The 24,951-nt window shown below is 49.3% G+C and carries 17 protein-coding genes and 14 tRNA genes; 5 read left to right on the top strand and 26 right to left on the bottom strand.

Annotation, left to right across the window (positions count from 1 at the left end; genetic code table 11):
• Positions 1 to 19: 19 nt before the first annotated feature.
• Positions 20 to 838, bottom strand: coding sequence for a nucleotidyltransferase domain-containing protein (locus Q8K39_RS11935; protein ID WP_305260425.1), 819 nt, complete (start codon positions 836 to 838; stop codon positions 20 to 22).
• A gap of 65 nt (positions 839 to 903) precedes the next feature.
• On the opposite strand from Q8K39_RS11935, the gene Q8K39_RS11930 reads away from it, so the two are divergent.
• The gene (locus Q8K39_RS11930) at positions 904 to 1,266 is read left to right on the top strand and encodes a hypothetical protein (RefSeq protein ID WP_305260423.1); all 363 of its coding nucleotides are present in this window, start codon (positions 904 to 906) and stop codon (positions 1,264 to 1,266) included.
• Between the two features lie 193 nt (positions 1,267 to 1,459).
• A complete protein-coding gene (locus tag Q8K39_RS11925; protein WP_305260421.1) occupies positions 1,460 to 1,621 on the top strand; it encodes a hypothetical protein in 162 nt (53 codons plus the stop codon).
• Positions 1,622 to 1,658: 37 nt separating this feature from the next.
• Here Q8K39_RS11925 and Q8K39_RS11920 read toward each other — a convergent pair whose 3' ends face one another.
• The 17 genes from Q8K39_RS11920 to Q8K39_RS11840 all read right to left on the bottom strand — a co-directional run bounded on the left by Q8K39_RS11920 (position 1,659) and on the right by Q8K39_RS11840 (position 6,511).
• Positions 1,659 to 2,714 (bottom strand): hypothetical protein, encoded by a 1,056-nt coding sequence (locus Q8K39_RS11920; protein WP_305260419.1) that lies wholly within the window; start codon positions 2,712 to 2,714, stop codon positions 1,659 to 1,661.
• Positions 2,715 to 2,721: 7 nt separating this feature from the next.
• Positions 2,722 to 3,750, bottom strand: coding sequence for an RNA ligase (ATP) (locus Q8K39_RS11915; protein ID WP_305260417.1), 1,029 nt, complete (start codon positions 3,748 to 3,750; stop codon positions 2,722 to 2,724).
• Between the two features lie 86 nt (positions 3,751 to 3,836).
• Positions 3,837 to 3,912 (bottom strand) — tRNA-Met (locus tag Q8K39_RS11910).
• 301 nt (positions 3,913 to 4,213) lie between these two features.
• A tRNA-Ser gene (locus tag Q8K39_RS11905) sits at positions 4,214 to 4,301 on the bottom strand.
• Positions 4,302 to 4,306: 5 nt separating this feature from the next.
• Positions 4,307 to 4,381 (bottom strand) — tRNA-Asp (locus tag Q8K39_RS11900).
• Between the two features lie 5 nt (positions 4,382 to 4,386).
• Positions 4,387 to 4,463: transfer RNA gene (locus Q8K39_RS11895), tRNA-Thr, on the bottom strand.
• Between the two features lie 7 nt (positions 4,464 to 4,470).
• Positions 4,471 to 4,560: transfer RNA gene (locus tag Q8K39_RS11890), tRNA-Ser, on the bottom strand.
• A gap of 77 nt (positions 4,561 to 4,637) precedes the next feature.
• Positions 4,638 to 4,713: transfer RNA gene (locus Q8K39_RS11885), tRNA-Arg, on the bottom strand.
• Positions 4,714 to 4,722: 9 nt separating this feature from the next.
• A tRNA-Trp gene (locus tag Q8K39_RS11880) sits at positions 4,723 to 4,798 on the bottom strand.
• A 41-nt stretch (positions 4,799 to 4,839) separates the two neighbouring features.
• Positions 4,840 to 4,916, bottom strand: a tRNA-Ile gene (locus tag Q8K39_RS11875).
• Positions 4,917 to 4,926: 10 nt separating this feature from the next.
• Positions 4,927 to 5,001 (bottom strand) — tRNA-Ile (locus Q8K39_RS11870).
• Positions 5,002 to 5,005: 4 nt separating this feature from the next.
• Positions 5,006 to 5,081: transfer RNA gene (locus Q8K39_RS11865), tRNA-Asn, on the bottom strand.
• A 50-nt stretch (positions 5,082 to 5,131) separates the two neighbouring features.
• A tRNA-Lys gene (locus Q8K39_RS11860) sits at positions 5,132 to 5,205 on the bottom strand.
• A 77-nt stretch (positions 5,206 to 5,282) separates the two neighbouring features.
• A tRNA-Ala gene (locus Q8K39_RS11855) sits at positions 5,283 to 5,358 on the bottom strand.
• A 140-nt stretch (positions 5,359 to 5,498) separates the two neighbouring features.
• Positions 5,499 to 5,583 (bottom strand) — tRNA-Tyr (locus Q8K39_RS11850).
• A gap of 304 nt (positions 5,584 to 5,887) precedes the next feature.
• Positions 5,888 to 5,961, bottom strand: a tRNA-Gly gene (locus tag Q8K39_RS11845).
• Positions 5,962 to 6,253: 292 nt separating this feature from the next.
• Entirely contained in the window at positions 6,254 to 6,511 is a 258-nt protein-coding gene (locus Q8K39_RS11840) for a hypothetical protein (protein WP_305260415.1), read from the bottom strand.
• Between the two features lie 749 nt (positions 6,512 to 7,260).
• Here Q8K39_RS11840 and Q8K39_RS11835 point away from each other — a divergent pair.
• A complete protein-coding gene (locus Q8K39_RS11835) occupies positions 7,261 to 9,414 on the top strand; it encodes a carbohydrate-binding module family 20 domain-containing protein (protein ID WP_305260413.1) in 2,154 nt (717 codons plus the stop codon).
• A 78-nt stretch (positions 9,415 to 9,492) separates the two neighbouring features.
• Here Q8K39_RS11835 and Q8K39_RS11830 read toward each other — a convergent pair whose 3' ends face one another.
• The 4 genes from Q8K39_RS11830 to Q8K39_RS11815 form a co-directional block, all read right to left on the bottom strand.
• Positions 9,493 to 10,662 carry a hypothetical protein gene (locus Q8K39_RS11830; protein WP_305260411.1) on the bottom strand — a complete coding sequence of 390 codons (1,170 nt, stop codon included), beginning with the start codon at positions 10,660 to 10,662 and terminating at the stop codon, positions 9,493 to 9,495.
• Entirely contained in the window at positions 10,659 to 11,354 is a 696-nt protein-coding gene (locus Q8K39_RS11825; RefSeq protein ID WP_305260409.1) for a sigma-70 family RNA polymerase sigma factor, read from the bottom strand. Before Q8K39_RS11825 ends, Q8K39_RS11830 begins: the two co-directional genes overlap by 4 nt.
• Before the next feature lie 41 nt (positions 11,355 to 11,395).
• Entirely contained in the window at positions 11,396 to 15,721 is a 4,326-nt protein-coding gene (locus Q8K39_RS11820) for an MG2 domain-containing protein (protein ID WP_305260406.1), read from the bottom strand.
• A gap of 104 nt (positions 15,722 to 15,825) precedes the next feature.
• Positions 15,826 to 16,623, bottom strand: coding sequence for a hypothetical protein (locus Q8K39_RS11815; RefSeq protein WP_305260404.1), 798 nt, complete (start codon positions 16,621 to 16,623; stop codon positions 15,826 to 15,828).
• A 192-nt stretch (positions 16,624 to 16,815) separates the two neighbouring features.
• Between Q8K39_RS11815 and Q8K39_RS11810 the strand changes: the two genes are divergently transcribed.
• On the top strand, positions 16,816 to 17,511 hold the full coding sequence (locus Q8K39_RS11810) for a YceH family protein (protein WP_305260402.1): 696 nt from the start codon (positions 16,816 to 16,818) through the stop codon (positions 17,509 to 17,511).
• A 37-nt stretch (positions 17,512 to 17,548) separates the two neighbouring features.
• Positions 17,549 to 18,295 carry an AAA family ATPase gene (locus tag Q8K39_RS11805; RefSeq protein ID WP_305260400.1) on the top strand — a complete coding sequence of 249 codons (747 nt, stop codon included), beginning with the start codon at positions 17,549 to 17,551 and terminating at the stop codon, positions 18,293 to 18,295.
• A 98-nt stretch (positions 18,296 to 18,393) separates the two neighbouring features.
• On the opposite strand, the gene Q8K39_RS11800 is transcribed toward Q8K39_RS11805, so the two are convergent.
• The 4 genes from Q8K39_RS11800 to Q8K39_RS11785 all read right to left on the bottom strand — a co-directional run bounded on the left by Q8K39_RS11800 (position 18,394) and on the right by Q8K39_RS11785 (position 24,642).
• Positions 18,394 to 19,476, bottom strand: coding sequence for a hypothetical protein (locus Q8K39_RS11800; RefSeq protein ID WP_305260398.1), 1,083 nt, complete (start codon positions 19,474 to 19,476; stop codon positions 18,394 to 18,396).
• A gap of 96 nt (positions 19,477 to 19,572) precedes the next feature.
• Positions 19,573 to 20,697, bottom strand: a complete 1,125-nt coding sequence (locus Q8K39_RS11795) for an SPFH domain-containing protein (RefSeq protein ID WP_305260396.1) — start codon at positions 20,695 to 20,697, stop codon at positions 19,573 to 19,575.
• 325 nt (positions 20,698 to 21,022) lie between these two features.
• Complete coding sequence (locus tag Q8K39_RS11790; protein WP_305260394.1) at positions 21,023 to 23,620, bottom strand: DEAD/DEAH box helicase; 2,598 nt, start codon at positions 23,618 to 23,620, stop codon at positions 21,023 to 21,025.
• Positions 23,617 to 24,642, bottom strand: coding sequence for a DUF1837 domain-containing protein (locus Q8K39_RS11785; RefSeq protein WP_305260392.1), 1,026 nt, complete (start codon positions 24,640 to 24,642; stop codon positions 23,617 to 23,619). The genes Q8K39_RS11790 and Q8K39_RS11785 overlap by 4 nt, the downstream gene beginning before the upstream one ends.
• Positions 24,643 to 24,951 lie beyond the last annotated feature (309 nt).

The following is a 24,951-nucleotide window of genomic DNA, read 5'->3' as shown; positions in this document are numbered from 1 at the left end:
GGTCCAAATGCCGTGTTTTTTAAGCAGTTTTTTTCATGACAGTATCAAGCAATAGCCTGTCCAGTACCGAGAAATCCATATCTCCCGTGCTATTAGTCCGGACACCATCCAGCCTTTGCAACTGGCTTTCGATGAAGCTGTTGATGACAGGCATGGGGACTGATAATTCAGATTCCTTGGCGCGGCGCTTGATGACGAGTAATTCGGCGATGGATGCCAGCAATTCCTTGTCTTCAATTGTTGCATCCACCATGTCCTGAAAGCGCATGGGCACCGGACCCAGGTCTTGCTCTATCCACAAACAAGCCAGCAAGGGACGCAATACGTAAAGGTATTTTTTCAGTTTGACCATCTCTCCTTGCAAGTGCTCGCGATAGTTTTTGCTGGCCATGTGCAGGTAATGGTAGTAAGCGCGCTCCGGCCTGTGCACTTCGCGTGACGCTGCCTGCAAGGCTTGCAGGAATACCGGATCAGCAGCATACACTACTGGTGAAGACAGCCACTCTATCAAGGTCGCATTACCATTGCGCAGCAAGCCCAGAGCCTTGCGCACATCCCAGCCGCTGACATCATAGATTTCATTGACAGGCAATTCGATGACATCGCGACCAGGGAAGACAGTCAGGTACCAATCGAGTTTGTTGGCATAGATAAAACGTACATCGTAATCACTGTCAGGCGAAGCAAAGCCCCAGCCACGGCTGCCTGATTCGCACGCGAACAAGACTTTGACATCGTGCATCTGCTCTATGCGCTGTAAAGTCGCATTGATCTCTGCGCGTATGACAGGATCTATCGGATGTTCTTGTTCTTCCAGTGGCAGGGTAGTCGTGTTCATGATGATCTTTGATAATGGTTTTGCATAAAATGATACCTGTTTTCAGTCTGACAATTTGTAAGGAAATGCAATTCGTATTGTCGGCTCAGGATTTCAAGACTAGTCTGATTTTCCCGTGCCGTATGCCAAGAGTAAAACCATGCAACCACATTCCTTGTCAAAACTGCCTGCTTTTCCCCGTCAACATTGGCTGGAACACTGATATAACGGCTGTTTCTGTTGATCCTGCCTCTGACGACCTGGTTGCCAGCAAAGGATTAAGTACAGGTTTGCATCCTGACTTTGGCGCCGGCTTGTATGACGGCGCACCGATAGGCATCCCCTATGTTGTCGTCGCTGGCAGCCAACCCAAGGTCAAGTGGCAAATCAGGCTGAACCAGTGCCGATACCGCAGGCTAACCCATCTTCACCTGCCTGGTAAGTTATGAAGAAGCTGCCAGCAGTGGCATACGTCATGCCTTCTGTTTTACGGTCAGCCGCATACGCCGCCCCTATGTGCCACCAGCGGTACACTGGCATCATCGAAAACCATTAATACTATGCCACCCATGGGCATTTGCGTGAGCCTGAAAGTCAGTTACCAGCAAATTTTCTAATGAAAGCAAAGCCATTCTTCAAGCCATGAAAACCTTTGGCATGCTAGTGGCCGACAATGGCTCCAACTGGTACATCAGCGGCGCACCCGATGCACGCTGGAATAACGATAAACTGGTGTCAGAACTGGGCAGTGTCAAAGGCAGCAGTTTTGAAGTGATCCGTATGGATGGGCTGGTGACACCTTAGTTATGCAAGCGGCTTCTTTGTAGCTTATTTGAGAAGTTCATGATGACGTGAGTACCGCCGCTTCCTTTAAGAATCTGGCTTTGACAGCGTCAGAGTCAGCTTCAAGAAAGAAGTTTTCAAAGCTGGCTTCATCAGCAAATGAATGACGCACTTGCGCCATTAATTCACCTAGCCGTTTTCCTGACAGGCCGGTAATTTCTGCCGCAAGCTCACCATTGAATTGCTGCTTCAATCGTTTCTTTCGGGCGTATTTTTCCAGCGCCTGTACATAAGCCAGCCTGAAATCAGGAAAGAGCATGAAAGTCGTTTCCAGAAAATTCTCTTTTTGTGCATCACGCGCAGCCGTGCCAGCTTCTGCCCAGGGATAGGCTGGCAATGTGATTTCTTTCTGCTCATCCAGCCACAACAAAAAGGCATTGTAAGTCGTCCGCTTGGCATCGCGTATCCTGGCCTTGTGATTGCGGTTATCCAGCAGGTAGATCTCCCGATTCACATAGGGTGAAGACACGACATAGCGAAATATATCTTGCAGGTTTCTGAATTCCCCATTCACGCGCATGTTCTCATACAGCAGGGCATCATAGCCCAGCAGCTTCAGTGCCTCACTAAAATCCCTGGTGATGCACAATTCAGCAATCAAATGATCTTTGTCATCCGGTGCACGTAATGGATACAGCAAGCCCAGATGTCCAAACTTGGCACCAAATTTATGCGCGATGCGGCCTATAAGATTGCCAAAATCATTCAAGCCAAAATAGCGGGAAGCAAAATCAAATGAGCCAGATTCTGTCCTGATCAGATCAAGCTGGAATACACCTTCTGCTATAGCCAGGCCTATGCTGGTGACATCACCATTCGCGACAATTTCTATCGCTCGCAATGCATCTGCAAATTGCCTGGCATCGTAGCCGGTATCAGCTTCGATCAGGATATCGAGATCACCAAAGTTTGCCTTGTCAGCATAAGCGATGACAGCCTCGATACGGCGTTGTGGAAAATTCCGCTGCAATATAGCGACGGCTTCATGTTCCACTTCGCGATAGCGTGCAGCAGGCAAACGAACTGACTCAGCTTTTAATGCATTACCACCCATGATCTTCCTACCTGTTTCCGTGTTTCAGCAAATATGTGTTTGAAATCGCCTTGAACGACATGCTGCCATCCAGACGTTTGAAGACTACGCCTTCCCTAGCCGTAGCTGGGTTCAATGAACCGCCCTCAGCATAGTCAAGTACTTTGGCGACTTCACCGCCAAATCTTTCCAGCGTCATGTTTTCCAGCCAGGGTACTTCATTCACAGTAGCCCCCAGGGCGCGTAGTCCGGCCAGTACCTCCTGACGTTCTGTCCTGCCCAGATATCTACTGGCATCAATATCAAAAATATCGAACAGGTAAAAATCCTGACCTCGCATCTTTTCAGGGTTGCCCTGTATGCCTTCACCGATAATCTCACCTTGCAATGCAAGGTTGCGGCCATAGGCAAGCAGCGCAGTCAGTATTTGATTTTGCTTTGCCACGCGCCACAGGCTATTGGCTTCAGATTCCCTGATCCACCAGTTCCTGCCGCACACACCAGAGACACCTGCATTGTGAAAGACTGTCATGCTGGAACCATCTAGTTTGATTGTGACTTCAAATTTTTCCTGTGTCTGAATGCTCAAGATTTCAGTCAGGTTTTGTATACGCTCCTGATCCGTCTTGCGTATGTATTCAGGGAACGCTCCCTCCACTTCACCAGACAGTGAGGCTGGAATGACGGGTTCCCATTTTTCTATGCCCAGCATTTCACTGAAATCCATATCTTTGGCATTGCTGTGTTCAGTCAGTTCCGGGAAACTTTTCAGCGGCAGTATCATGCCCTGTGAAACCTGACCACGCAGTTTAATGGTGCGCAGCCTTATTCCGGTTTTTTCATTCCAGATGATTTTGTTTTTTTCAAGAAAAGCAAAGCGTGCATCGCTCAAAGGCAAAAAGGAATCGATCTCAAAATAGACACAGGCATCGCCAACCTGGAATTCATTTTTCTTGACGACTACAGACCAGCCATCCATGCTGGCGCATTCTATGGCATCTGCATCAGGGATAGGCCTGATGCTGCTGACGGTTCTGATAGTGACTAATTTTCTCATGGGGATTCCTTTTTATTTTTATGTATTTTTGAATGACGGCAATTGTAAGCGAATGGAATTAAGTGGGGGATGAAAACTGGAAATAGTGGACGAGATTGCTGGATTTGAACCAGCGACCGCTCGCATATGAAGCGAATGCTCTGCCAACTGAGCTAAATCTCGTATGGTCAAGGGATGGGGAAATGACCGCCACGAATCGGCAAGGCCGAAACGGGTCTGTGTGTGGCGATCAAAGATGGTGCGTCACGCAGGACTTGAACCTGCAACAGTCGGTGTAGAAGACCGGGGCTCTATCCTTTGAGCTACTGGCGCGTAATGATATGTGCTACCAGGCAGATAAACTTTCGAAATGCCTGGTGGCCGGAAGAGCATCAGAATAATCCCTGAAACATGAAACGATATGGAGCGCAACCTATATGGAGACTGCTCCGTAAACATGAATCATGTGATGCTACTTACTAAATGGAGGAAGCGGTGAGATTCGAACTCACGGGCCCCATCGGGCCTACTGTTTTCAAGACAGTTGCAATAAACCACTCTGCCACGCTTCCATATATGGCGCCCTATAGCGGAATCGAACCGCTGGCAACCCGCTAGACAGGCGGGGACTCTACCATTGAGTTAATAGGGCAAAACTGGTGCCGGCTGCAGGACTCGAACCCGCGACCCACTGATTACAAATCAGTTGCTCTACCAAACTGAGCTAAGCCGGCAAAAAACTGGCGGAAGATGTGCGACTCGAACGCACACAGGCTCGGGAGAACCATGCCGGGTTAGCAACCCGGTGCAATACCATTATGCGAATCTTCCTTCAAAAAATACCGCGCATGTGCGTCTGCACATCCCACTGGTGAGGTAGTGAGGATCACATGATCACACGGTAAAACTGGACCCGCCTGCAGGGGTCGAACCTGCGGCCTCAACATTCGTATTGTTGCGCTCTTCCAACTGAGCTAAGGCGAGAAAAATGTTTGGCATCCCAGGCAGGACTTGAACCTGCAACCTTCGGTTTTGGAGACCGCGACTCTGCCAATTGAGCTACTGAGATAATGGCTATGCATTTCATACTGATGAAATGCATACAAAAACTGGTACTTGCAGATGGAATTGAACCACCAGCCTCTGCCTTATCAAGGCAACGCTCTGACCAATTGAGCTATGCAAGTAAAGATAAAATGGTGCCCCTTGCTGGTTTCGAACCAGCGACCCACCGGTTATGAGCCGGTTGCTCTCCCACTGAGCTAAAGGGACAAAATGGCTCCTCGACCTGGATTCGAACCAGGGACATGCGCATTAACAGTACGCCGCTCTGCCGACTGAGCTATCGGGGAATTCTTAAAAATATCGGTTAAAACGACTGCGCTTTAATCGGTATTCTTACTGGTCGGGATAGAGAGAATCGAACTCTCGCCGTTCGGTTAAAAGCCGAATGCTCTACCTTTGAGCTACATCCCGCGTGATGGTGAAGTGTGGCATCTGAAGATGCCTGGTCTTTCGTTTCATGATTTACTCCTGTTATTGAAATGAGAAAATGGTGGAGATGGACGGAATCGAACCGTCGACATACTGCATGCAAAGCAGGCGCTCTCCCAACTGAGCTACACCCCCGCAATCTGTAAGGCAATTGCACATGACTTGTAAATGCCATGTTATTTACCGCGAATAATATGGTGCGTCCCCGTGGTAACGATCCACGCTCTCCGATTTTTCAAAACGGCGCTTTCACCTGTTTAGCTTGAGACACAAAATGGTGGATGGTGATGGAATTGAACCACCTATGTCTGGCATGCTTGCGGGTTACAGCCGCACCCCTTACCGTTCGGGCAACCATCCGTAAAACTGTTGATACTGGAGTCTCTGAGCGGAATCGAACCGCCATTAGCTGATAGAAAGTCAGCTGTCCTAACCTAAGTGAACTGTCACAGTGAAAAGCAGAAGTGTCTGCCATGTGCGCGCCGACCATGGCGGCGTTGCAAATACTCGCGATAGCACCGCTATCGCTGTGTTTTGCGCCTTGCCCTGGTTCGCCGGGCACATGTCCTTCACTTCCGCTTTCAGTGTGACAGTCCACTGGACGACAAAGACATCATGAAAAAAACCTCGGCAAGAGTAAGTACTTGTAAAGTCACTTTCATGATGGAGCGGGAGAAGAGAATTGAACTCTTACCGTAAGCTTGGAAGGCTTCAGCTCTACCTTTGAGCTACACCCGCATATAAACGTGTTTCATCTTCAATGATGAAACGAGTTTTTGTATTCAGCCTTACCCCAAAAGCAGATGTTCCTGCCCTTGGGATAAAACTGTTGAACTTCCCAAATTGTTAAAGAGCTTCCATGATCCGGTGTTGTCCGGTCACGACCGCGTTGGCGGGTTTAACTGCTGTGGTTTGCCTTGTTGTGCTGCAAGCAAACAAAAAATCTAAAATAGAAAAAGACGCCAAAAAATCAAAAAGCCCGGAGCTTTTCAGGGCATCCGGGCTTTTCAGCGCTAGGGTCTTGGTGGCTTTATCTGCCGCCTGTGACCTTTAGGGTTTTCCCTCGAATGCTTGTGTTGCTAAACCATGTGGCCGCAAAATTAATTGGGCTGACATCATTGAACATCTCACTATCTGTATCTTTAATTGTGCTTGTATCCGTGCGATACGAGGCTTCATAGGTATTCCATGTGTCGCCTGCTGCACTGCCAACTTTGGCAACCGACGCCAAAGCCCGCGCTGTCTTGCGCAAGTTTTGTATCAATTGTTGTGTCAAAGTTGTTTTCACGATCATTCCTAAATAGTGTGGTGTTGCTTGGTTGATGTACGTATCTTGCCACAGCTTTTATATAAAAACAAGCATGGCATGAAGAATTTATTCAAATTTGTGATGTTTTTTTGCGACGCATGCAAATGTGGGACTTATTGTTCTGTTTGTTCAGCAGCCCTTGCTGACCCAGGCTGCACTATGAAAATCGAGCTCAAATCTCATCTCATTTATATTGCCAGCCATCAATTGATATTGATGATTTTGAAGTGCCGATTGCCGCAAAAGGTTTTAAGTAGATTTTTCGACCTCTTATCTATAGACACGGTCTGCCAGACACCCATATTGGCAGAACTCATTCAAAACAAACAAAATGTAGTCAAATTACTGAACGCGTATTGTTGTGTGTTAGCAACCGTGAATAGATGCAACTTCCGTGAATACCTAGAATGATTTACTGAAAAATCTAATTGGCCTGTGCTGCACAACAGCATGAATATATTTATATTTTAATAGTTTTTGTATTAAAACTACTGCACAATTTTTAAGCTTATCAAAAACTTATGTAGCAAATCATGAGCGATAAGGGCTGGTAAGCCTTGCAGGCATGGTGGATTTTTCACCCTGGTTTGCCATCAATGGTGTCGTCAGGCAAGACGGGCGGTGAGTTTGGGGCTGTTGAGGCAAGGCATGAATCGAGCTGCATGAAATTGGGGGCAATTCAAATCTTCAGGATTAGAGTTTGCCAAGGCAAATAGTGAGGGGACAATATGAATCAAAATACAAGCACAAAAAGTATCAAAGGCGGTATCAGGGGCGCATTACAAAGAGCATTTCTTTGCAGTGTGGCTGGCATGACTATTGTGGCGGCAAGTGCACCTGCTCATGCCTTTAATCCGCGTGACACGTCGGTGCAGATGTTTCACTGGAAGTGGACCGATATCGCAAAAGAATGTACCAATTTCCTTGGTCCGCAAGGCTATGGTGGCGTGCAGATTTCACCACCCAGTTCTGCCAATCGTGGCAGTAACTGGTGGGATATTTATCAGCCTGTCGATTACACCAATCTGACCAGCAAGATGGGCACAGGTGTTGAACTGCAAGCCATGATCAATACTTGCCACGCAGCCGGTGTGCGTGTGTATGCGGATATCGTCGTCAATCACCTGGCAGCAGGCAGTGGTACTTCTACCGCTGGTGCAAACTGGGTCGCGGGCAGCAGTTACCCGCGTTTCAGCGCCGCTGATTTCCATCCGGCCTGTGATATCCAGGGTAGTGATTACAGCAATAACCGCAATGCCGTCACCCAGTGCCGACTAGTTGGTTTGCCCGATCTGGATACGGGGGCCAGCTATGTGCAGGGCCAGATCAGGAATTATTTGACCAGCCTGATAGGCATGGGCATAGATGGCTTCCGCTTTGATGCAGCCAAACATATACGCCAGAGTGATTTGCAAACCATCGTGAATGGCGTGACACATACCACCACTTCGGGCGAGCCTTTATGGATTACCCAGGAAATCATCACTGATGGCACGGTAGATCGCAATTCTTACCTGAGCATAGGCACCATCAATGAATTCAAGTATCCAACGGCGATGAAAGAAACTTTCCGCAACCTGAATGGCGCCAGCATTTCACAAATACGCAGCATCATGGGCACGCCCGGCAACTGGGGTGGTACCTGGGGCTTCTTCACAGACAGCAGCAAGGCCACCGTGTTTATCAATAACTGGGACACTGAGCGCAATGGCGATTCCATGAATGCCAGCAACCGCAGTGGTGCCGCCAATGACACGCAAGGCAGCAAACGCTATGACCTGGCGAATATCTTCATGCTGGCCTGGCCTTATGGTGAGGCGCAAGTGCATTCCGGTTTTATCTTCACGGACACCAATGCCGACGCACCAGCCGCCAGCCCCTTTGATGCGAATGGCAATCCACTGATCAACCAGCAATGGGATTTCATCCATCGCTGGGCTGACATCGCCAATATGGTGGCTTTTCGTGCGGTGACATCGGGCCAGGGTGTCGATAACTTTACCAGCGGTAGCGCCAACCAGATCGCCTTTAACCGTGGCAGCAAAGGCTTTGTCGCCATCAATAATGAGTTCAGTGCATGGAACCAGAGCTTCCAGACCTTGCTGCCTGCCGGTACTTACTGCAATGTCGTGCATGGTGTCGCCAACGCTGGCAAAACCGCTTGTACTGCCGATGCAGTGGTGGTGGCGGAAAATGGCATGGTCACGCTCAGCATACCCGCGAATGGCGGCAGCACCGTACCCGCAGTGGCTTTGCACATCAACCAGAAACTCGGTGGCCCATCGAATGACACTACCGCACCATCTGTTCCGGGCGGGTTGACAGCAAATGCTGCCAGCAGTAGCAGCATCAACCTGAGCTGGAGTGCAGCAACAGACAATGCTGGTGGCAGCGGCATGAAGGGCTACAACATTGCACGCAATGGTGGCAGCTCAGTATTCAGCACCAGTACCAGCTTTGTTGACAGCGGCTTGTCACCATCCACCACGTATAGCTATACCGTTGCGGCAGTCGATAATGCCAATAATGTGTCAGCCAACAGCATTGCGGCCAGTGCGAAAACGCTGGCAGGTGCTTGTCAGGTACAGGTGAATTTCCAGGTGACCAATAACATGACCGTGGTGGGGCAGGATGTGTATCTCACCGGCAGCGGGGCAGAACTGGGTAACTGGAATACTGCAACGGCCACCAAATTGTCAGGTAGCCTATGGCCTCTGTGGACGGTGTCGCGCAATCTGAATGCCAGCACCACTTATGAATACAAGTACATTACCCAGGGCATTAAACCCCTGGCTTGGGAAGTGGGGGCAAATCGTGTGATTAATGTACCTGCCTGTGGCAGTGCACCGGTATCCATACCGGCCAGCACTTTTCGTCAGTAAGCTATTTCAGATAGCAATATCGTCCGGCAGGACAGAACATAGACCAAGGTGACTGTGAGGATCAATGACAAATTTTTGTCATTGATCCTTATATTTTTGCAATGCGTCTATCTGCTTTTGCAGGGATTGGTCAACGGTGAATGCCGGATAGATAACACGGAATTTGCGCCACTCATCCAGTGCCTCCTTGTTACGGTGGTTCTTCAAGAGTTGCTCGATTTTCTGCAACCAGTCATAGGCGCCAGGATGCGGTTCCGGTGCCAGGGCTGCGGACAGCGGTGGTGCAGCTGCCACAGGCGGTGCTGCCATGACAATGCTAGGCGCTGGCTGAGCGGCAGGGAATGGTGCTGCCGCAGGTAGATCAGATTTTTTATCTGTCGACGCTGTTTCACTGGATTTTGCCAGCATGCCTGCGGCCTCTGCTTTGGCATGGCTGGCATTCGCAGTGAGTGCCCGCATTTTTGCATTACTGGCGTAATGGTTTTCTGCGGCTTCTTTTTCTTCAGCGCCCGCGACATTGCTGTTTGTTTGCACAGGGGCGGCTGAAGACACTTCTTGTCTGCGTATCGCTGAGCCTGTGATCGTCACCTTCGTGGGTTCCGGTGCTGCCGCCAATATGGTTGGCGGCGGTGGAGTTGGCTCGGCCTGTCGTTCAGCCAGTTTGTATTCACTGCGTGGATTGGCGACGCTGGCACGTTTGGAGTCGTCGGCTTTCCTGCTTTCTTTGGCCTTGCTGGTTTCCATAGCTGGCGGCATAGCATTGTCCATGCTCGCTGCTTCTGGTGGCGCAAGCTCGGCGGCGACCTTAGCCTGCTTCGCCAAATCTGCCTGAGCTAGTTGTGGTAATGCTGAAATGATCTTTTCTTGTGGCACATGCGCATCTGGAGCGGCCACAGTCACAGGGTCTGTCGGGAAAGTTTCCTGGTTCTGCTGCATGACCACGGGTATGGCAAACAGTACGCTCGCAGCCAGACTCAGTGGCAGCTTCCAGCGCCATAAAAATGATGGCGGATTGCCGCTGCCTTCAGGGCCAATGACATCATTGGCTGCCGCTGGCACAATTGCTGGCGAAGTCGCTGTCGCTAATGGGGCTGCAAGAGCACGTTCGGCCTGCGCGATGATAGCCGTATCCAGCTCTGCCGTCGGTTGTGCTTGCGGCAAATCTTGCAGCAGGCTGGCGAGTTCGCCCTTACCTTGCAGGAAATCCTCAAATTCAGCTTCGTGCATGTCGTCGTTCCTAGATGTCATGCTGGCTCCCCCTGTTTCTGGGCATGCAATTCTGTGCGCAATTTTTGCATGGCATAACGCAATCTGCTTTTTACGGTCTCCGTGGATACGGCGGTAATGGCGGCAATTTCTTCCAGACTCAGGCCATTGAATTGCTGCAAGACCAGCGCTTCTTTCTGTTCGCTGGGCAGGTTCCTGATGGCTTCATGCAGACGCTCGGTCTGCTGTTTTTTTTCCAGCCGGGTTTCTGGTGACCTGGTCAGCGGTGTCGATTCTTGCGTGCTTTCCAGTGTATGTTCATATTGATCCGGGTCACTGTCGAGCAGGCTTTCCCTGTGACGCAATATGTCGATCAGGCGGTTGCGGGCAATCTGGTACAAGTAGGTCTTGAAGCTGGCAAGCGCGGTGTATTGCGACCTGGCCGCATGCAGTGCAGCCCAGCTGTCCTGCACAATCTCATCCACCCATTCCTGACGCGGTGAACGCCAGTCTATAAAGCGATACAAACCCAGGCGATGGCGCTGGTACAACTCTTTGAAGGCGAGCAGGTCGCCATCGCAATAGAGCAGCATCAAGGCCTCGTCTGTCTGGGGTTCGGTCATCATGGCTGCTAGTTTAACGGAAAATTCCGTCTCACCAGCATAATTTCCATGTGCCGTTAAGGTGAAACTGTAGCGCAAGCAAGCAGCTTTCAGCGTTTTTCTGGCAATCATTAACTTGCCAGAAAAACGCCCAGGCCGGCCTTTCCCTTGTATTAGGGCGCGATGCGTATTGCCAGCGGAGTTGTCCACGTCTTGTCAGTATCGTTATAGTACAGATAGGCAGAAGAGGCAGGCCCGGTATAACTGCCCGGCACCGTCGCCACAAGGTCCACCGCCAGTTTTTTCACTTCGCCTGGCTTCATGTCACGGAAATACAGTATCACTTCACGGGCTCGGGTTTCATAGAAATCGATCTGGCCTTTTTCACGCATTTCTTTCAACTGCCAGTTCTGGAAAGTCAGGCCACCGGGTAAGCCCAGACGTACCAGACTCATGGGCTGGCCGATTTGCGTCTTGTTGCTGATGACTGCATCCAACCTGACAGTTTCACCCATTTTCAGATTTGCCTTCGCCAGCCGGGTGTCAAGATTGATGACGGCGGCATTTGATGAGGCCGGTTCATTGCTGCGATATTCAATCGCCATGGAGTAGGGCAGGGCAGAGCCGCTGGCAGTCTTGAGGGTGATGCTATGTTTGCCAGGTGTCAGCAGGTTCTCAAAACCATTGAACAACAAGGGCTCACGTTTGCCTGCCTCATAGCTTTTCTCGCTGACCACGACGCCATCGACAAGCAGGCTGACTTTACCAGCAGTGGGTGCAACTTTGGTCGCCTCGTCAAAAGCGATCATTGCTTTCAGCGCCAGCACAGTGGCCTGTGTTGCACCCCATTGACCATAGCCGCTGCGGTTTGCCTGTAACCAGGTAATGCCTTTGCGAGCCTGTTCAAGGTGGCCATCTGCTTTCAACATGGCCAGCACCGCCAGCGATGTGGTTTCTATATGCAGATTGCTGCCACCGCTGCGGGTGATGGAGTGATTCGCGTTAGTCCACGAACCATTGGCATTTTGCATGCCTTCCAGTTTATTGATTGCGGCACGCCGGGCTTTTTCTGAGGCCGCCGTTTTTGCAGAAGGTGCCAACATGGTGCCGCTTGCCAATGCCAGTTGATAGGCGTCTTGCGTGGTTTCTGCCAGCTTGACGGATTTGCCTATTTCCTTGTCCAGCCCGCTTTCACCAGCGCTGACCAAGGCCCAGGTAATGTAGGCATCAGTCACTTCTGGTGCTGCACGGCCAAAACTGTCGAGCGCCTTGGCATCACGTTGGTAACCACCATTGCCATCACGTCTGGTTTTAAGCCAGCTTGCAGTACGCGCCAGCATGGCGCTATCGACGGAACCATAGATATTTTTCATATCGGCAAATTCCAGCAAGCCATAGGCAGTCAGTGCTTCATGGCCGGGGTCTCCACCAAACCATTCGTAACCTTTTTTCGGTGATTCAAAACCAGCCAGTTTTTTGTAGCCGCTATCGAGCAATTTGTTGGTGCGTTCCAGCAAGGCGCTGTCTGCAACATCATGTTGCTTGAGGTATTGCATGATCATCACGTTAGGGTAATTGGTTGATGAGGTTTGCTCGAAACAGCCAGACGGCTCGCGCAACATGCCTTCCAGTCCAGACACCATGGTCGAGAGTGGCGAGGTGTACACTTTGATCGAAGTCTGCACGCTGCCTTTGTTGGCCTTGCTGAGATCAATGTCGTGCGTGACCTGTCCCTTGATTTGGCCTGACTTCTCCAGCAATTGCGGAAAGCCAGGAGCAACCACCGGTATGCTGCGCAAGACCTCATCTTTCAAACCCGATGCAGTCGCTGACAACTGCACCTGAGACAAACCCTGTGTGCCCGTGACTTCAAGCGGGATGAACATGCTCTTGCGCTGACCAGCAGCGATAGCGCCCACTTTGTCGTTACTGTTACTGGCTTTCAAGAGCTTGCCAAAGTTGCTGTTGAGCGTGACATTGACAGCCTGCTCGCCTTCATTGCTCAGGGTGACGGGGATCAGCGGCTTGTCACCTGCCGATATTTCCAGTGGCAGCTTGGCCGACAAAGAAAATGGCAAGGAAGATTTGAGCACGTTTTCACTATGCCCGGCCTGCCCGCCACCAACACCTTCCGCTGTGACGCGGAAGGATGTGACCGCATCCGACAAGGCCAGCTTCAAAGTGGCCTTGCCATTTTTGTCGGTTTTTACTGACGGCGCCCAAAGCACGGTGTCGCGGTAGTCATCACGCGGGCCTGCATAGTCAGGCGTATATGCCGGAACCGGGAACACCCGTACTGCTGCCAAGGCTGCTGCTATCTCTGCTGGTGGCAGCGCTAATTTCGCTTCTGCCCGGGCAAAGTCTTTGTCAGCCTTGGGTGTTTCTGGAAAATATCTTGCTTCCATCTCTGCAGGTGGAGCGGCCACGATACGGCCTGCTGCAAATCCTTCTTTCATTTTTGCCATTGCAGGTTTTTGCGGTGCTGCTGGTGCTTCAGCGGCCGCCAGTTTTTTTAGCTCTGGTGCTGCTGCAACTACGGGAGCAGGCGCAGGCACGGGGGCTGCCATTGGTGCCGCCATTGGTGCCGGAACCGCTGCAGCTTTCATCAAAGGCGCAATATAGACAGGCGCTGCCGCATTCATCTCTTGCCGCCTGATATGGTTGCCGGTGACGGTAACCTTTTGTACGGGTGCGAGCACCTGCACCCAGTCAAAGCGTCTGTAGCCACGCGTGCCCATCAGCATATCCAGTGCCAGCGCGCTTTTGTCCTCACCCAGGTCGGTATAAAAATTGGGCTCTTCTATCTTGCCGGGCAATTCACTTTCCAGCATAAGACGCGACAGCATATTGGCACTCTTGTCATCGGCAAACGACAGCACAGTGTCATCGACAACAGACAGCGCCAGTTCTGCTGGCACAGCTTTGCCGCTGGCATCTCTGGTGCTGATGCTCAGGGCGACTTCGCCGCGCGGCACATAGGTCTTCTTGTCTTGTTCTACCTTGATCTCAAGCCGGTTGCGGCGATTGCGGAACACCAGACGCTCTGCCAGCGGGTCCAGGTTCTGGCTAAACAGCGTTACACGGGCGATGCCTGCAGTTGAAGTCGTGACAGGGTCTTTGGCTTGCAAATACATGACTGCCGGTTTGGCTGGGCCAGCCTCCATAGTGCCTGCATCAAATAATTTATCGCGCACGGTGGCAGCCACCACGATTTTTTGCGTGGTGCTGCATTGCACGGCAACACGCAAGGCTTTTTCCTGCCCATCCAGATCATCATAGCTGCGCATGACACAGCCTGTTTCTTCTGCCAGCGGCAAAGCATAGTGCTCAGTGACGCTGCTGGGTTTGCTGACTTCTGCGTGATAACTGCGACCTGTCGCCGGGGTGAATACCAAGCGGCCCAGACCATTTTTATAAGTGCTGAATTTGGCAACGGTGTTACCAAGGTCATCAACCAGTTTGCCCTCGGCATCTGCTGGTTTCCCTAATCTGGTTTTGGCTTCAAAATAGAGACGGGCAGGCAGACCCGCAACCATCTTGCCACCTTCAGGGAAGAAAGACAGCGCCAGCTTGTTTTGCAGGATGGGGATGGATTTTGAAATTGATTCAGTGACGCCGCCATCTTCCACCAGTATCGTCAACAAACCGTCACCAGTGCTGATGTTTTTCGGTAAATCAAATTTCACCAGCGCCTCACCGGTGGCATCTGTGGTGACATTCACTCGCGGTAATTCGACACCATCGACAGTAGCCACTGCGACCAGGCGCTTGCCAGATAGTATCTCGCCTGTGGGGCGTTTGACGGCAATCGTGGCGCTGACCTGCTCACCTGCACCATAGGATTTTTTCACAAATTCCAGAGTTTTTTTTATGCGTGGCGCTTCAAAGGCAGACACGATGACGGCACGTTCCAGGGTTTTGCCATCGCTGCTTGTTATACGTATCTTGTATTCACCACCTTGCGCCTCAGGGGGCAATTCAAAGTCATTGGCTGCACCGCCCGCCTCGACACGCAAGCGCTTCTTGATCACACTAGCGCCCTTGGGGGAGATCAGTTCCGCCGTTGACTCATTAATCGCTGAACCCGCCAAATTACGGGCTTTCAAGTCCCAGCTTTTAAACCAGATCGTTTCACCGGGTTTATAGAGTGGCTTATCTACCTGTATGTAGAGATTGCGACTCTCATGCGTGTCAAAGTAGCTATTGATCAATGCTGGCAATTCTTCTGCGCGCACTTGCCTGATTCTGGCTGATGCCGCCGGCGCAGGTTCTGCCGCAACCGGGCCCAGCACTGGTTTTTGCCCGTCCTGAGATGCGATAGGTTTATTTTTCTTGTTGCCTGCTTGCTTGGAGTGTGTTGCATCCGACTGCGGGCTTACCATCACATCACCCGTGGCAGCCACGCTCTCTGCGACATCGCCAAACTGATAGCTGCCCAACATCAGCAGCAACAAGGGGCACAAAATAGGTGCTTTAAAGTAGTGGCCAGATTTTTTCATTATTGATAATTTCCTGTATTTTTAGTGTGAACGAGGGCCTGGGGAACCCCCATAGAGGTGCTGCATGACATCAGGTATTTGTCGTGCGCTACATTTGCCGCGCTTTAATTCGGGTCAGGTACGAAACCACCGGGGAAGGGATTGGCATCATGATGGCGGCCACGCGGGATAATGCCGCGTGCGACCAGATGGGCATAGGTGTCATACTGGATACTGATGATTTCTTCAGGCTGCGGGCTGGCACGGCGAAAATCGGTATTTCTGACGCTGCTGTCTATGCGTTCGCCATGGCCTGTACCTATCCTGGCATCCATGGATTTTTCTGCCAGATCAGACTTGCTCTTTGCTAGATTGCCCATCGTTTCAGCAGAAGGTGAGTTGGAGGCTACAGGTGCCGGGGCCGCAGCTTCGGCGCGGCGTGAATACAAGGGTTCTACAGGCACAGGCTCCTTATATTCTCTGAACAGGGCAACGCCAATGACACCGACATTGTCTGGCCTGCCTGTGCGCGCCGCATACGAATCAGGCAACTGGGTGAAATAGAACGCTGCCACTTCATCCATGCTTTTGCGCCAGCCCTTGATCTCTACTGGTTGCCTTCCTGCCAGCACATAGCCCGATTGCTGGGGCGATGCCGTGGCACCCGTCAAGACATTGACACCATCGACAGACAAGACCGACAAAATACGCCCACCCGTCTTGTTGGTGATTTCTACTGCATAACGCTCTCCAGGCTTGCCTGCCACATAATTATTACCCTGATGACGCCATATAGGCAGCCTTTCCCCCGTGCTTTGACTGATGATGCTGACGCCAGCAAGCTGCCCCGCATTTGCCATCGTGCTTATCGTGGCCATAGTTCCCATTGCCAGAGCAGCCAGTACAGATATCCATTTGTTCATTTTCTTCTCCATAAAAAACGAGGGTGATACTCATTAAACGGAGCAGCAAAACAAAAGGGGTTAAGATTTTTGAAAAATAATTGAATAGATTGCGGTGTAAGCGTCATCTAGTCTCACATTTTCAATTTTTAAGGATAATATCAAGCTATCGCGGTATAGCAACCAGCCGCAGCTTACATTTGAGGAATACCCATGAACACAGAAAACACCAGCGAGTCGGCCATCCCGGCAGCAGATACACAATTCCTGGACGCAGTTGAAGTGCGCGTACTGGGCGTGCTGGCAGAAAAAGAAGCCGCCACCCCTGACAATTACCCCTTGTCACTCAATACTCTGGTGAATGCCTGCAACCAGCTCACCAGCCGCGACCCCGTCATGTCCGTCACCGAGTCCGAAGTGCTGGAAGCCATAGACAGGCTGGCTGCCAAGAAGCTGGTGAATGCCATCCACCAGGCCGGTGCCCGCGTTGCCAAGTATGAACACCGCATGCGCATCAAATGGATGCTCGACCAGCCCAAGGTCGCCGTGCTAACCATACTCATGCTGCGTGGCTTCCAGACCGCAGGAGAAATCCGCGCCCGCGTTGGCCGCCTGCATGAATTTGCCAGCGTCGCCGACGTAGAAAAATGCCTCGACTACCTGATGGACAAATATCCACCTCTGGTCGCCCGCCTGAACCTGACACCAGGTACCAAAGAGCCACGCTATGCACATCTGCTGTCTTGCGATGAAGCCAATTTGGATCAGGCCGAAGCCAGCAGCCCTGGCAGCACTGGTGGTTCAAAAAATGACAGGGTCAGCCTGCTCGAAGCAGAAGTTGCCCAACTCAAACAGCAGGTTAGTGACTTGAGTGCCCAGTTTGCAGAATTCAAGAAGCAGTTTGAATAGAAGTTTCGGGTATGTTTCTTGAAACTATTGAGGCAGCATGATTTCAAAACAATATGTCAGCCGCGTCAGCTTGCGCAGGGATATCGTCGAGTCTTTTGAGCGTTACCCGTTTTCATTACCGGCTATAAAAAACTTCGAGTATGTGGATCTGCATCCCAAGATCACCTATTTTGTTGGTGAAAATGGCTCAGGTAAATCTACCTTGCTGGAAGCTATTGCCGTTTCTTTGGGTTTCAATGCCGAGGGTGGCACCAAGAACTTCAGCTTCGGCACGCGGCGTTCGCATTCTGTGCTGGATGAATATTTGCGCATTGCCAAAGGTGTGCGCAAGCCACGCGATGGTTTCTTTTTGCGTGCCGAGAGTTTCTTCAATGTGGCCACTGAAATTGAAAAACTGGATGAAGGACCAGGTGGTCCGCCGATTATCAATTCCTATGGCGGCATCTCCTTGCATGAACAATCGCACGGCGAATCCTTTCTGAAACTGATGACTGAACGCTTCGGCGGCCAGGGCTTGTATATACTCGATGAACCTGAGGCCGCCTTGTCACCACAAAGGCAACTCGCAGTATTGTCACGCATCCATGACCTGGTCGAGGACAATTCGCAATTCATCATCGCCACCCATTCACCCATACTCATGGCTTATCCCGATGCCTGCATCTACCAATGCGGCAAGGAAGGCATTGCAGAAATTGCCTATGAAGAAACCGAACACTACAAGGTGACGAGGGATTTTCTGGCAAATCCCAAGCGCATGATGGATATGTTGATGGAGCGTTGAGCTTTGGATTGCAGTGGATCTTTGAAAGACCAAAAAACTCAAAGAGGGGGCACAGAGAATGCGCCGTGTCCCTCTGTGTTGAGATGTCTTGATACTGATTATTTTTGATTGAGCATAGCAATCACGACGATTACTGCGATTGCCAATAACACCGCCCCCGCAATCTTCCATGCAGAATACGGGCGTTCACCCTGTACTTCGCCAGTCTGGCCATTCACCAGGAAGCGGTACACCTTGTCACTGTATTTGTATGACGACAGCCAGATAGGCAGCAGGATATGCTTGAAGCTGATATTTGAATAGCGCGGTTGCATGGCGCTGATGCGCTGGTGGTCACCACCGATATCGCGGCAGATGGCATCGCGGATCACGCTTTCCATCTGGTTGCGCGCATCCACAAAGCCGGGTTCCAGGCCGACCTGGTAAGCCTCTACCGTGAAGCCGGACACATAATCATCGCGATAACCCTGCAATTTTTCCAGATTCCAGGGGGCCAGGTTTTCCGCATATGAAGTCGGCAGGGTTTTTGAACCTATGACCAGTACATCATCAAAGGCCACCTGCACCGCACCCGCCGCCGGATACCAGTTGGTTCTGGTCACCTGCCGGGTCTTGGTTTCGCCATTTTCGGTATAGGTTTCTGTCACCGTGTAGTCAACACCGCGCTGGCCCTGATAGGTGGTATAGCTGTCGGCATCATAAGTCCAGTAAGGGGTGTAGATACCCTTGAGGCCACGCTCAGCCCGGTAAGCCTTTTTCAGCGCATTGGGGGCAAACCACAAACCTTTGACCCAGTCGGCAAATTTGCCACGCGCTTCAGATTCCTTGATATCAAACGGTGCAATCGCCTTGGGCCTGATTTTGCGCGCAGCATAAGCATTGGTCGCGATCAGCGGTACGGCACAAAACGGGCAACGGTCAGACACCAGGTTGGCCGCCAGTTGCGATTCTGCCCCACAGCCTGTGCACTTTACGTTCTGGCTGGCGATGGTTGGCTCATTGCCTGCCTGGTCTGCCAGATACGCCTGATAGTCCAGCTCTTCTACGGCCGCAATGGTGGCTTCCTGGTCTTCCGGTATATCATTCTTGGAACCGCAATAGGGACATTGCAAGGCATGCTGGCCAGGCGCGTATTCCAGCTTGGCACCGCAAGATTTACAGGGATAGTTTTTTGTCGTCACAGGTGATGATTCCAGAACAAAACACTGGGCGTCGCCCCCAGCAGGGGCGACGCCATATCAGATGAAGGATGGATTGCGTAGGGCTGCGATGGATTGTTAAGGCAAAGGTGGTGGCATGGATGCAAACAAGCCAGCCAGGTCAGCCTGGTCACCCGCTTTGCCCCAGGCAGCCATGCCCTGACGCCACACCAGGCTGTCACGCGTCAGGCTGCCATTGCCCACTTGCGATTGCAGCACATGCATATCGAAGGGCCCTGTCTGCGCGCCATTCTGTGCGACAAAGTATTGCACTGCCGTTGGCAAAGGTGGCGGCATGCCAGCACCTGCAGCCGGGGCAGCGGCTGGCTGCGGGTTATTGCCAAATAGTGTGCCCATGCTCTGGCTCAGCATACCGCCTACACCCACGCCCATCATGGTGCCTGCTGCGCCGGGGTTTTGGGCCGCATCACGCAAGGCTTGCGCACCCTGATACTGGGCAAACTGGTTCATATTGCCTATCACGCGCATGGCACCTTGCTGGTCTATGGCTTTTTCCACCTCTTCCGGCAAGCCTATGTCCTGCACCTGTACTTCGCACAGTTCCAGACCATATTGCACAAAGTCAGCCGCAATTTTTTCCTGTATGCGCCTGCCCACTTCGGTGACCTTGGCTTCCAGGTCGATGATGGGCACACCAATCTCAGGCATGACTTCCTTGATGCGCGTGCCGATCTTGCCGCGCAGGTTTTCTTCTATATCCGCTGTCGTAAAGTCAGCCTTGGTGCCCACCAGCTCCACCAGCATGGCCTTGGCATCGACTATGCGTATGCCATAAATACCAAAGGCAGTCACACGCACCACGCCAAATTCAGGGTCGCGCATGGTCGCAGGGCCAGCCGTGCCCCATTTCATATTGGTGAAACGGGTCGTCTTGAAGAAATATACTTCTGCCTTGAAGGGGCTGTTGAAGCCATATTTCCAGCCCTTGAGCGTACTCAGCAAAGGCATATTGGCGGTCGACAATTCATACATGCCGGGCGTGAACACATCCGCGACCTGCCCCTTGCCCATCTGGCCTTCATTGACCATCACCGCAATCTGCCCCTCGCGCACCGTCAGCTTGGCACCCATCTTGATTTCATTCTGATAGCGCTCAAAGCGATGCACCATGACATCGGGACTGTCATCCAGCCATTCGACAATATCGATAAATTCATTGCTGAGCTTATTCCACAGACCCATAGTGTTCTCCAAAAAACAAAATTCTTGCAGGATGCTGGCAGGCAATTCTATTGATAGCGGCCAGCAGCTATTCGGCGAATAGGCGCAAGTGACTGAATTTCACCAGCACATTCGGCGTAGGCAGAGTATTGCTGAATTGGTACATTATCACAAGGGTGGGGAGATATTTTAGGAAGAAAAAGCGCATTGCGTATTTCGGACGATTTTGATGCATCACTAAGTCGTAACGGAAATTATGTTCAGTTTATTGCCAATGTCTCCGTGAACGAAGGTTCTATAATTGTAAGGAAGCTATAAAATGAGTAAATTTTTGGCAATTGTATTGTTACTCGTCAACTTCAATCAGTGTTACTAAATTTAGTCGTTTTAGTTCATCAATTATTATTTGGTTTAGTCCGGCAGCATTTATATCGACAGTTTTTAGAAATTTCTTTGCGGAAGGAACATCGAGTTTAGAATCTGGATAAAGCTGATCTAGTGCAGTAGCAGCGATTCGAGATAGGCCGAGCTCGACATATGATTTACTGGATTCTGTTGCAACACCTAACTCCAGTGCTAACGAAAAATCGAATATTTTAGATGTCATTTCACCTTTACTTTCGGTTCGAAGTACGAGTGTCAAAATATCAATGTACATTTTTCCAAACTGTACAAATTGGTATCTTATGATGTCTTCAATTACATCAAAAACAGATCGAATAACTTTGTTTACATTTATTTGTATTGGACGAACATGTGTTTCTCGCTCCCCGCTTTCTTCGGAAAGGGAATTTATTTTTTTGCGTTCGTAGTCGAGTGCTTTTTTGACGATGAGCGGATATGGAAGACCTCGCATCCAAGGTAAAGCATAGACTGCCACATAATTGCCATACTTTTCTGAGTACCCAATTATTTCCTTTGAGACCAAATTGAAGATATTTGAGTAGACGTCATATGCTCGAACGTCATGAGGATTAATCGGTATTATTAGGTCAAGATTACCTTCTTTGACTATTAATACCAGTTTCTCATAAAGTCTTTTTTGTCCAAATGGATCTATAGTCCAATTGGACGAAAGTAGTTCTGCTGGCAAATTAATCGCTTTTGACGCATCAATCGCAGTTTTCGTCACATTTGCTAGTCGCTCCTTTGAAATTTTTGGAACAACTCGCGTCACAAACTCCGATATATCTCCACGTGCTGCCCTAGCTATTAATAATCCGGTAGCTGATCTAATTCGACTTGGGCGATCATTGTTGCGTGCCAATTTCGGCATGTCCCCATTTAATGCCCTGATTACTTCATCATATGAATCCAGAATAGTTTGTTTGAATGCAGGAAGTATCTTGAATTTAACTAGATTATTCATGGATTGTTGAGGCCATTGGTCATAATCTACTAAGAAAACATTTCCTACAATATCCTTCCTCATTCTGCCTGCACGCCCTGCAAAGTTCCATAATAGAGCAGGTTCCAATATTGTCCCCTTACCGCGAGTTGGTGTTCCAATGAAGACATTTCGTGCGGGAAGATTAACGCCTTGAAATAGAGTAGTCGTGCACGTAAGGAAACGAATTGCTCCTGATTTAAACGCAGCTTCAATTGCCTCGCGTAATAAATTGGGCATTTTCCCATAGTGGAATGCAACACCATTACGTATCATTGACGCAAGGTTATATTCGTTATGTATATGTTTTTCTATGAAGGTAGCAAGCTCTTCAAGAGCATTGTTCTTTTGTATTTTGTATTCTGCCGAAATTTGTGACGCGACTTTCTCTGAATCACTTGGGCCAGTGGCGTAAACTAGGGAACCTCCTTGCGATCCAAGTTCTAGGGCGACTTTGGCAAGTCGCGATCCTGTAATATTAAAATCGCGATCACTGGAAATTTGACCTATTGGTTGGATACCTTTTGAAGTCAATAATTGAAGAGTTAGTCCGTTTTTATTTTCAGACTCATTTACGAGAATTCTGTTTTGAAGTACAGGTGAAACAGTGGTTGTAGCGTAAGTCAGATTATCTATACCCACAGACTCTGCAGCTTCTTCGAAACCTTCCGCTCCAGGCGAAAGCATAACAATTCGTGTGTTTTTCCCGCGTTGTATCAGCTGATCTATGCATTCTTGAAGGATCATGCCACGTGATCCGTCCGATAAATTTTGTGCTTCGTCAATTATAACTAAATCAAAAGGTGCGTTTGAAATAGCTATTAGTACCTGCAATCTTTCTTGAGTTAGTACAAATATTTGTTTTGGATTTTTTTCAGAATCCAGCGACGGAATCGCCGATACTCGAACACCTGCTACGTTTTCCATTCTCGCTTTAATTGTTTGAAGAATTTCGGCAAGAAGCGCTCGCGTAGGCGCAACGTACACAGTAGAAAATTTCGCTGCGAATTCAACAGAGCGACACATATGCTCAATTACCAAAAAGGATTTTCCAGCTGATGTTGGGGCTGAAATTGCAAGAGATTTTGTATCTGGTAACGCTTCCCATATTGATTTTTGATAGTCTGTAAGCGGGAGACGAAGGCCTCCAATAGAGACGGTGTTCAATTCTTGAGATAAACGTCTTTGTAATATTCCGAGCAATGTGTCATTTGATGAATCATAGTCCTTTTCTATATAAGCTAGTCCTGGAAAATTTCCTAATTCCGTCATTATTCGGGTGCATCGTTCATGAATGCTTTTCTCTTTGCTAATAAGAAAAGAATTAAGTGCAATGGATTGCGCCATTGTCTTAAAAATGTCTGAGTTAGTTTGCGCAAACACAGAGGCGCAATAGAGCAGCATGAAGTGCTGGTCAATACTCAACTCTACATGTTTGTATTTTAATTTATTTGGAAGAGTTGACCCCGCCCCTTTGCATTGAAGTGCCTGAAATGCAGTCCAATATTCAGGATATTTTACTAAGCGGTTCGCGAGATCTGTCACAAAACTGCTCATTTTTTCTTGCCTTCCGGTTTTTGCGCATGAGATATTTCACTTATTCCCATTTCGGAATAAAATGCTTCGCGGAGTTTGTCAACACTAGGTACAGCGACAAAAAAAACTATGCACTTATTTGGATTTGCGCCGTGATCCTTCAAGTGTTTCAGTGTTGCATCATAGTGATGACGGCCTTCATTGCCATATATCCCTGAAAAATGTTTTTCGTGAATATCAGTAGGGCCATCTGAAACAGGAATCACGTTAGAGAAATGTTTTTTTTCCGAATAGCAGATAACACCTACGTAGCGCTCACGACGTTGAATTTCTGGTTTGCCGATTACGTCGAAGTGATCAAGAGCTAGTTTGCGTACTTCACCTTCAAGTACATCTAAATTCCCCAGATCGCCTACTAGTTCATATTCGCGCAAATATTGCTTCTCATTCTTTGAAAACCCGGCTACTGATTCAGCAAATTCACGAACGCCAGCGTTAGCAGTTTGTGAAAGTTTTGATTCAAGAAAATAAATTGATAATTGACCTGAATCGAAAGTTGCATGAATACCGTCAAGACCATGAATTGGCATATTTGTAGATGTCTTTAGTGACATCTTTGCTGCTACTTGCGCAGCTTGTAAATGATGAACAGCAACACAGTAGGCTAGTACTTCTCCGACCTCACTAGCTCTGGATGGATACTTCTTATTAAAATCGACGAAGACGTCTCGAACCACACGAACTATTTCTGTGGTGGCAGAAATATCCCCTGGGGCGGCATTTTGTATGGTTTTTTGAAATTCTATGCGACGTTTTCGCGAGAGTGCATAATTTACGCATTGCTTCCAAAGAAATCTAGCAAGGCTATGGACTTGCGGCATATCTTCATTAAAACGGACATAAAGTAAAGTTGTAGGAGGAAGGAGAGATGCATCATCAATTTTTGATGAATAAGCACAATTGACAACAGTATTTAAAGCAACTTTGTCTAGTAATTCTGCGAGCGAATGCTCCAGTTTTTTATTTTGATCTTCTACACTCAAGGAATATTTTCCCTATCTGCAAGTCAACGTTTTAGTATTTGCGCGAGGCGCATCCCACGAATACCAATTTTATTATATTAGATAACTTACAAAATAATTAATAATTGAGGATTTGGTGTAACTTTCTTAAAATATAACAATATTAAAGCTGACTTCCCTAAAATATTCCCTGTGAAGTGTGGTTTTTTAATATGTCGTTAATGTGTTTTCAATAAAATTAATGATGATCTGTTAGATTATTTGTAATAATTAGTGATTCGTTAGAGTAAGTTCTTTTTTGCTGATTTATGTGTGACTTATTGGATATGG

Origin of the sequence: Undibacterium sp. (assembly GCF_030683615.1) — a bacterium.
Lineage (GTDB): Bacteria > Pseudomonadota > Gammaproteobacteria > Burkholderiales > Burkholderiaceae_D > Undibacterium > Undibacterium umbellatum.
This window is presented reverse-complemented; position numbering and strand designations above follow the sequence as displayed.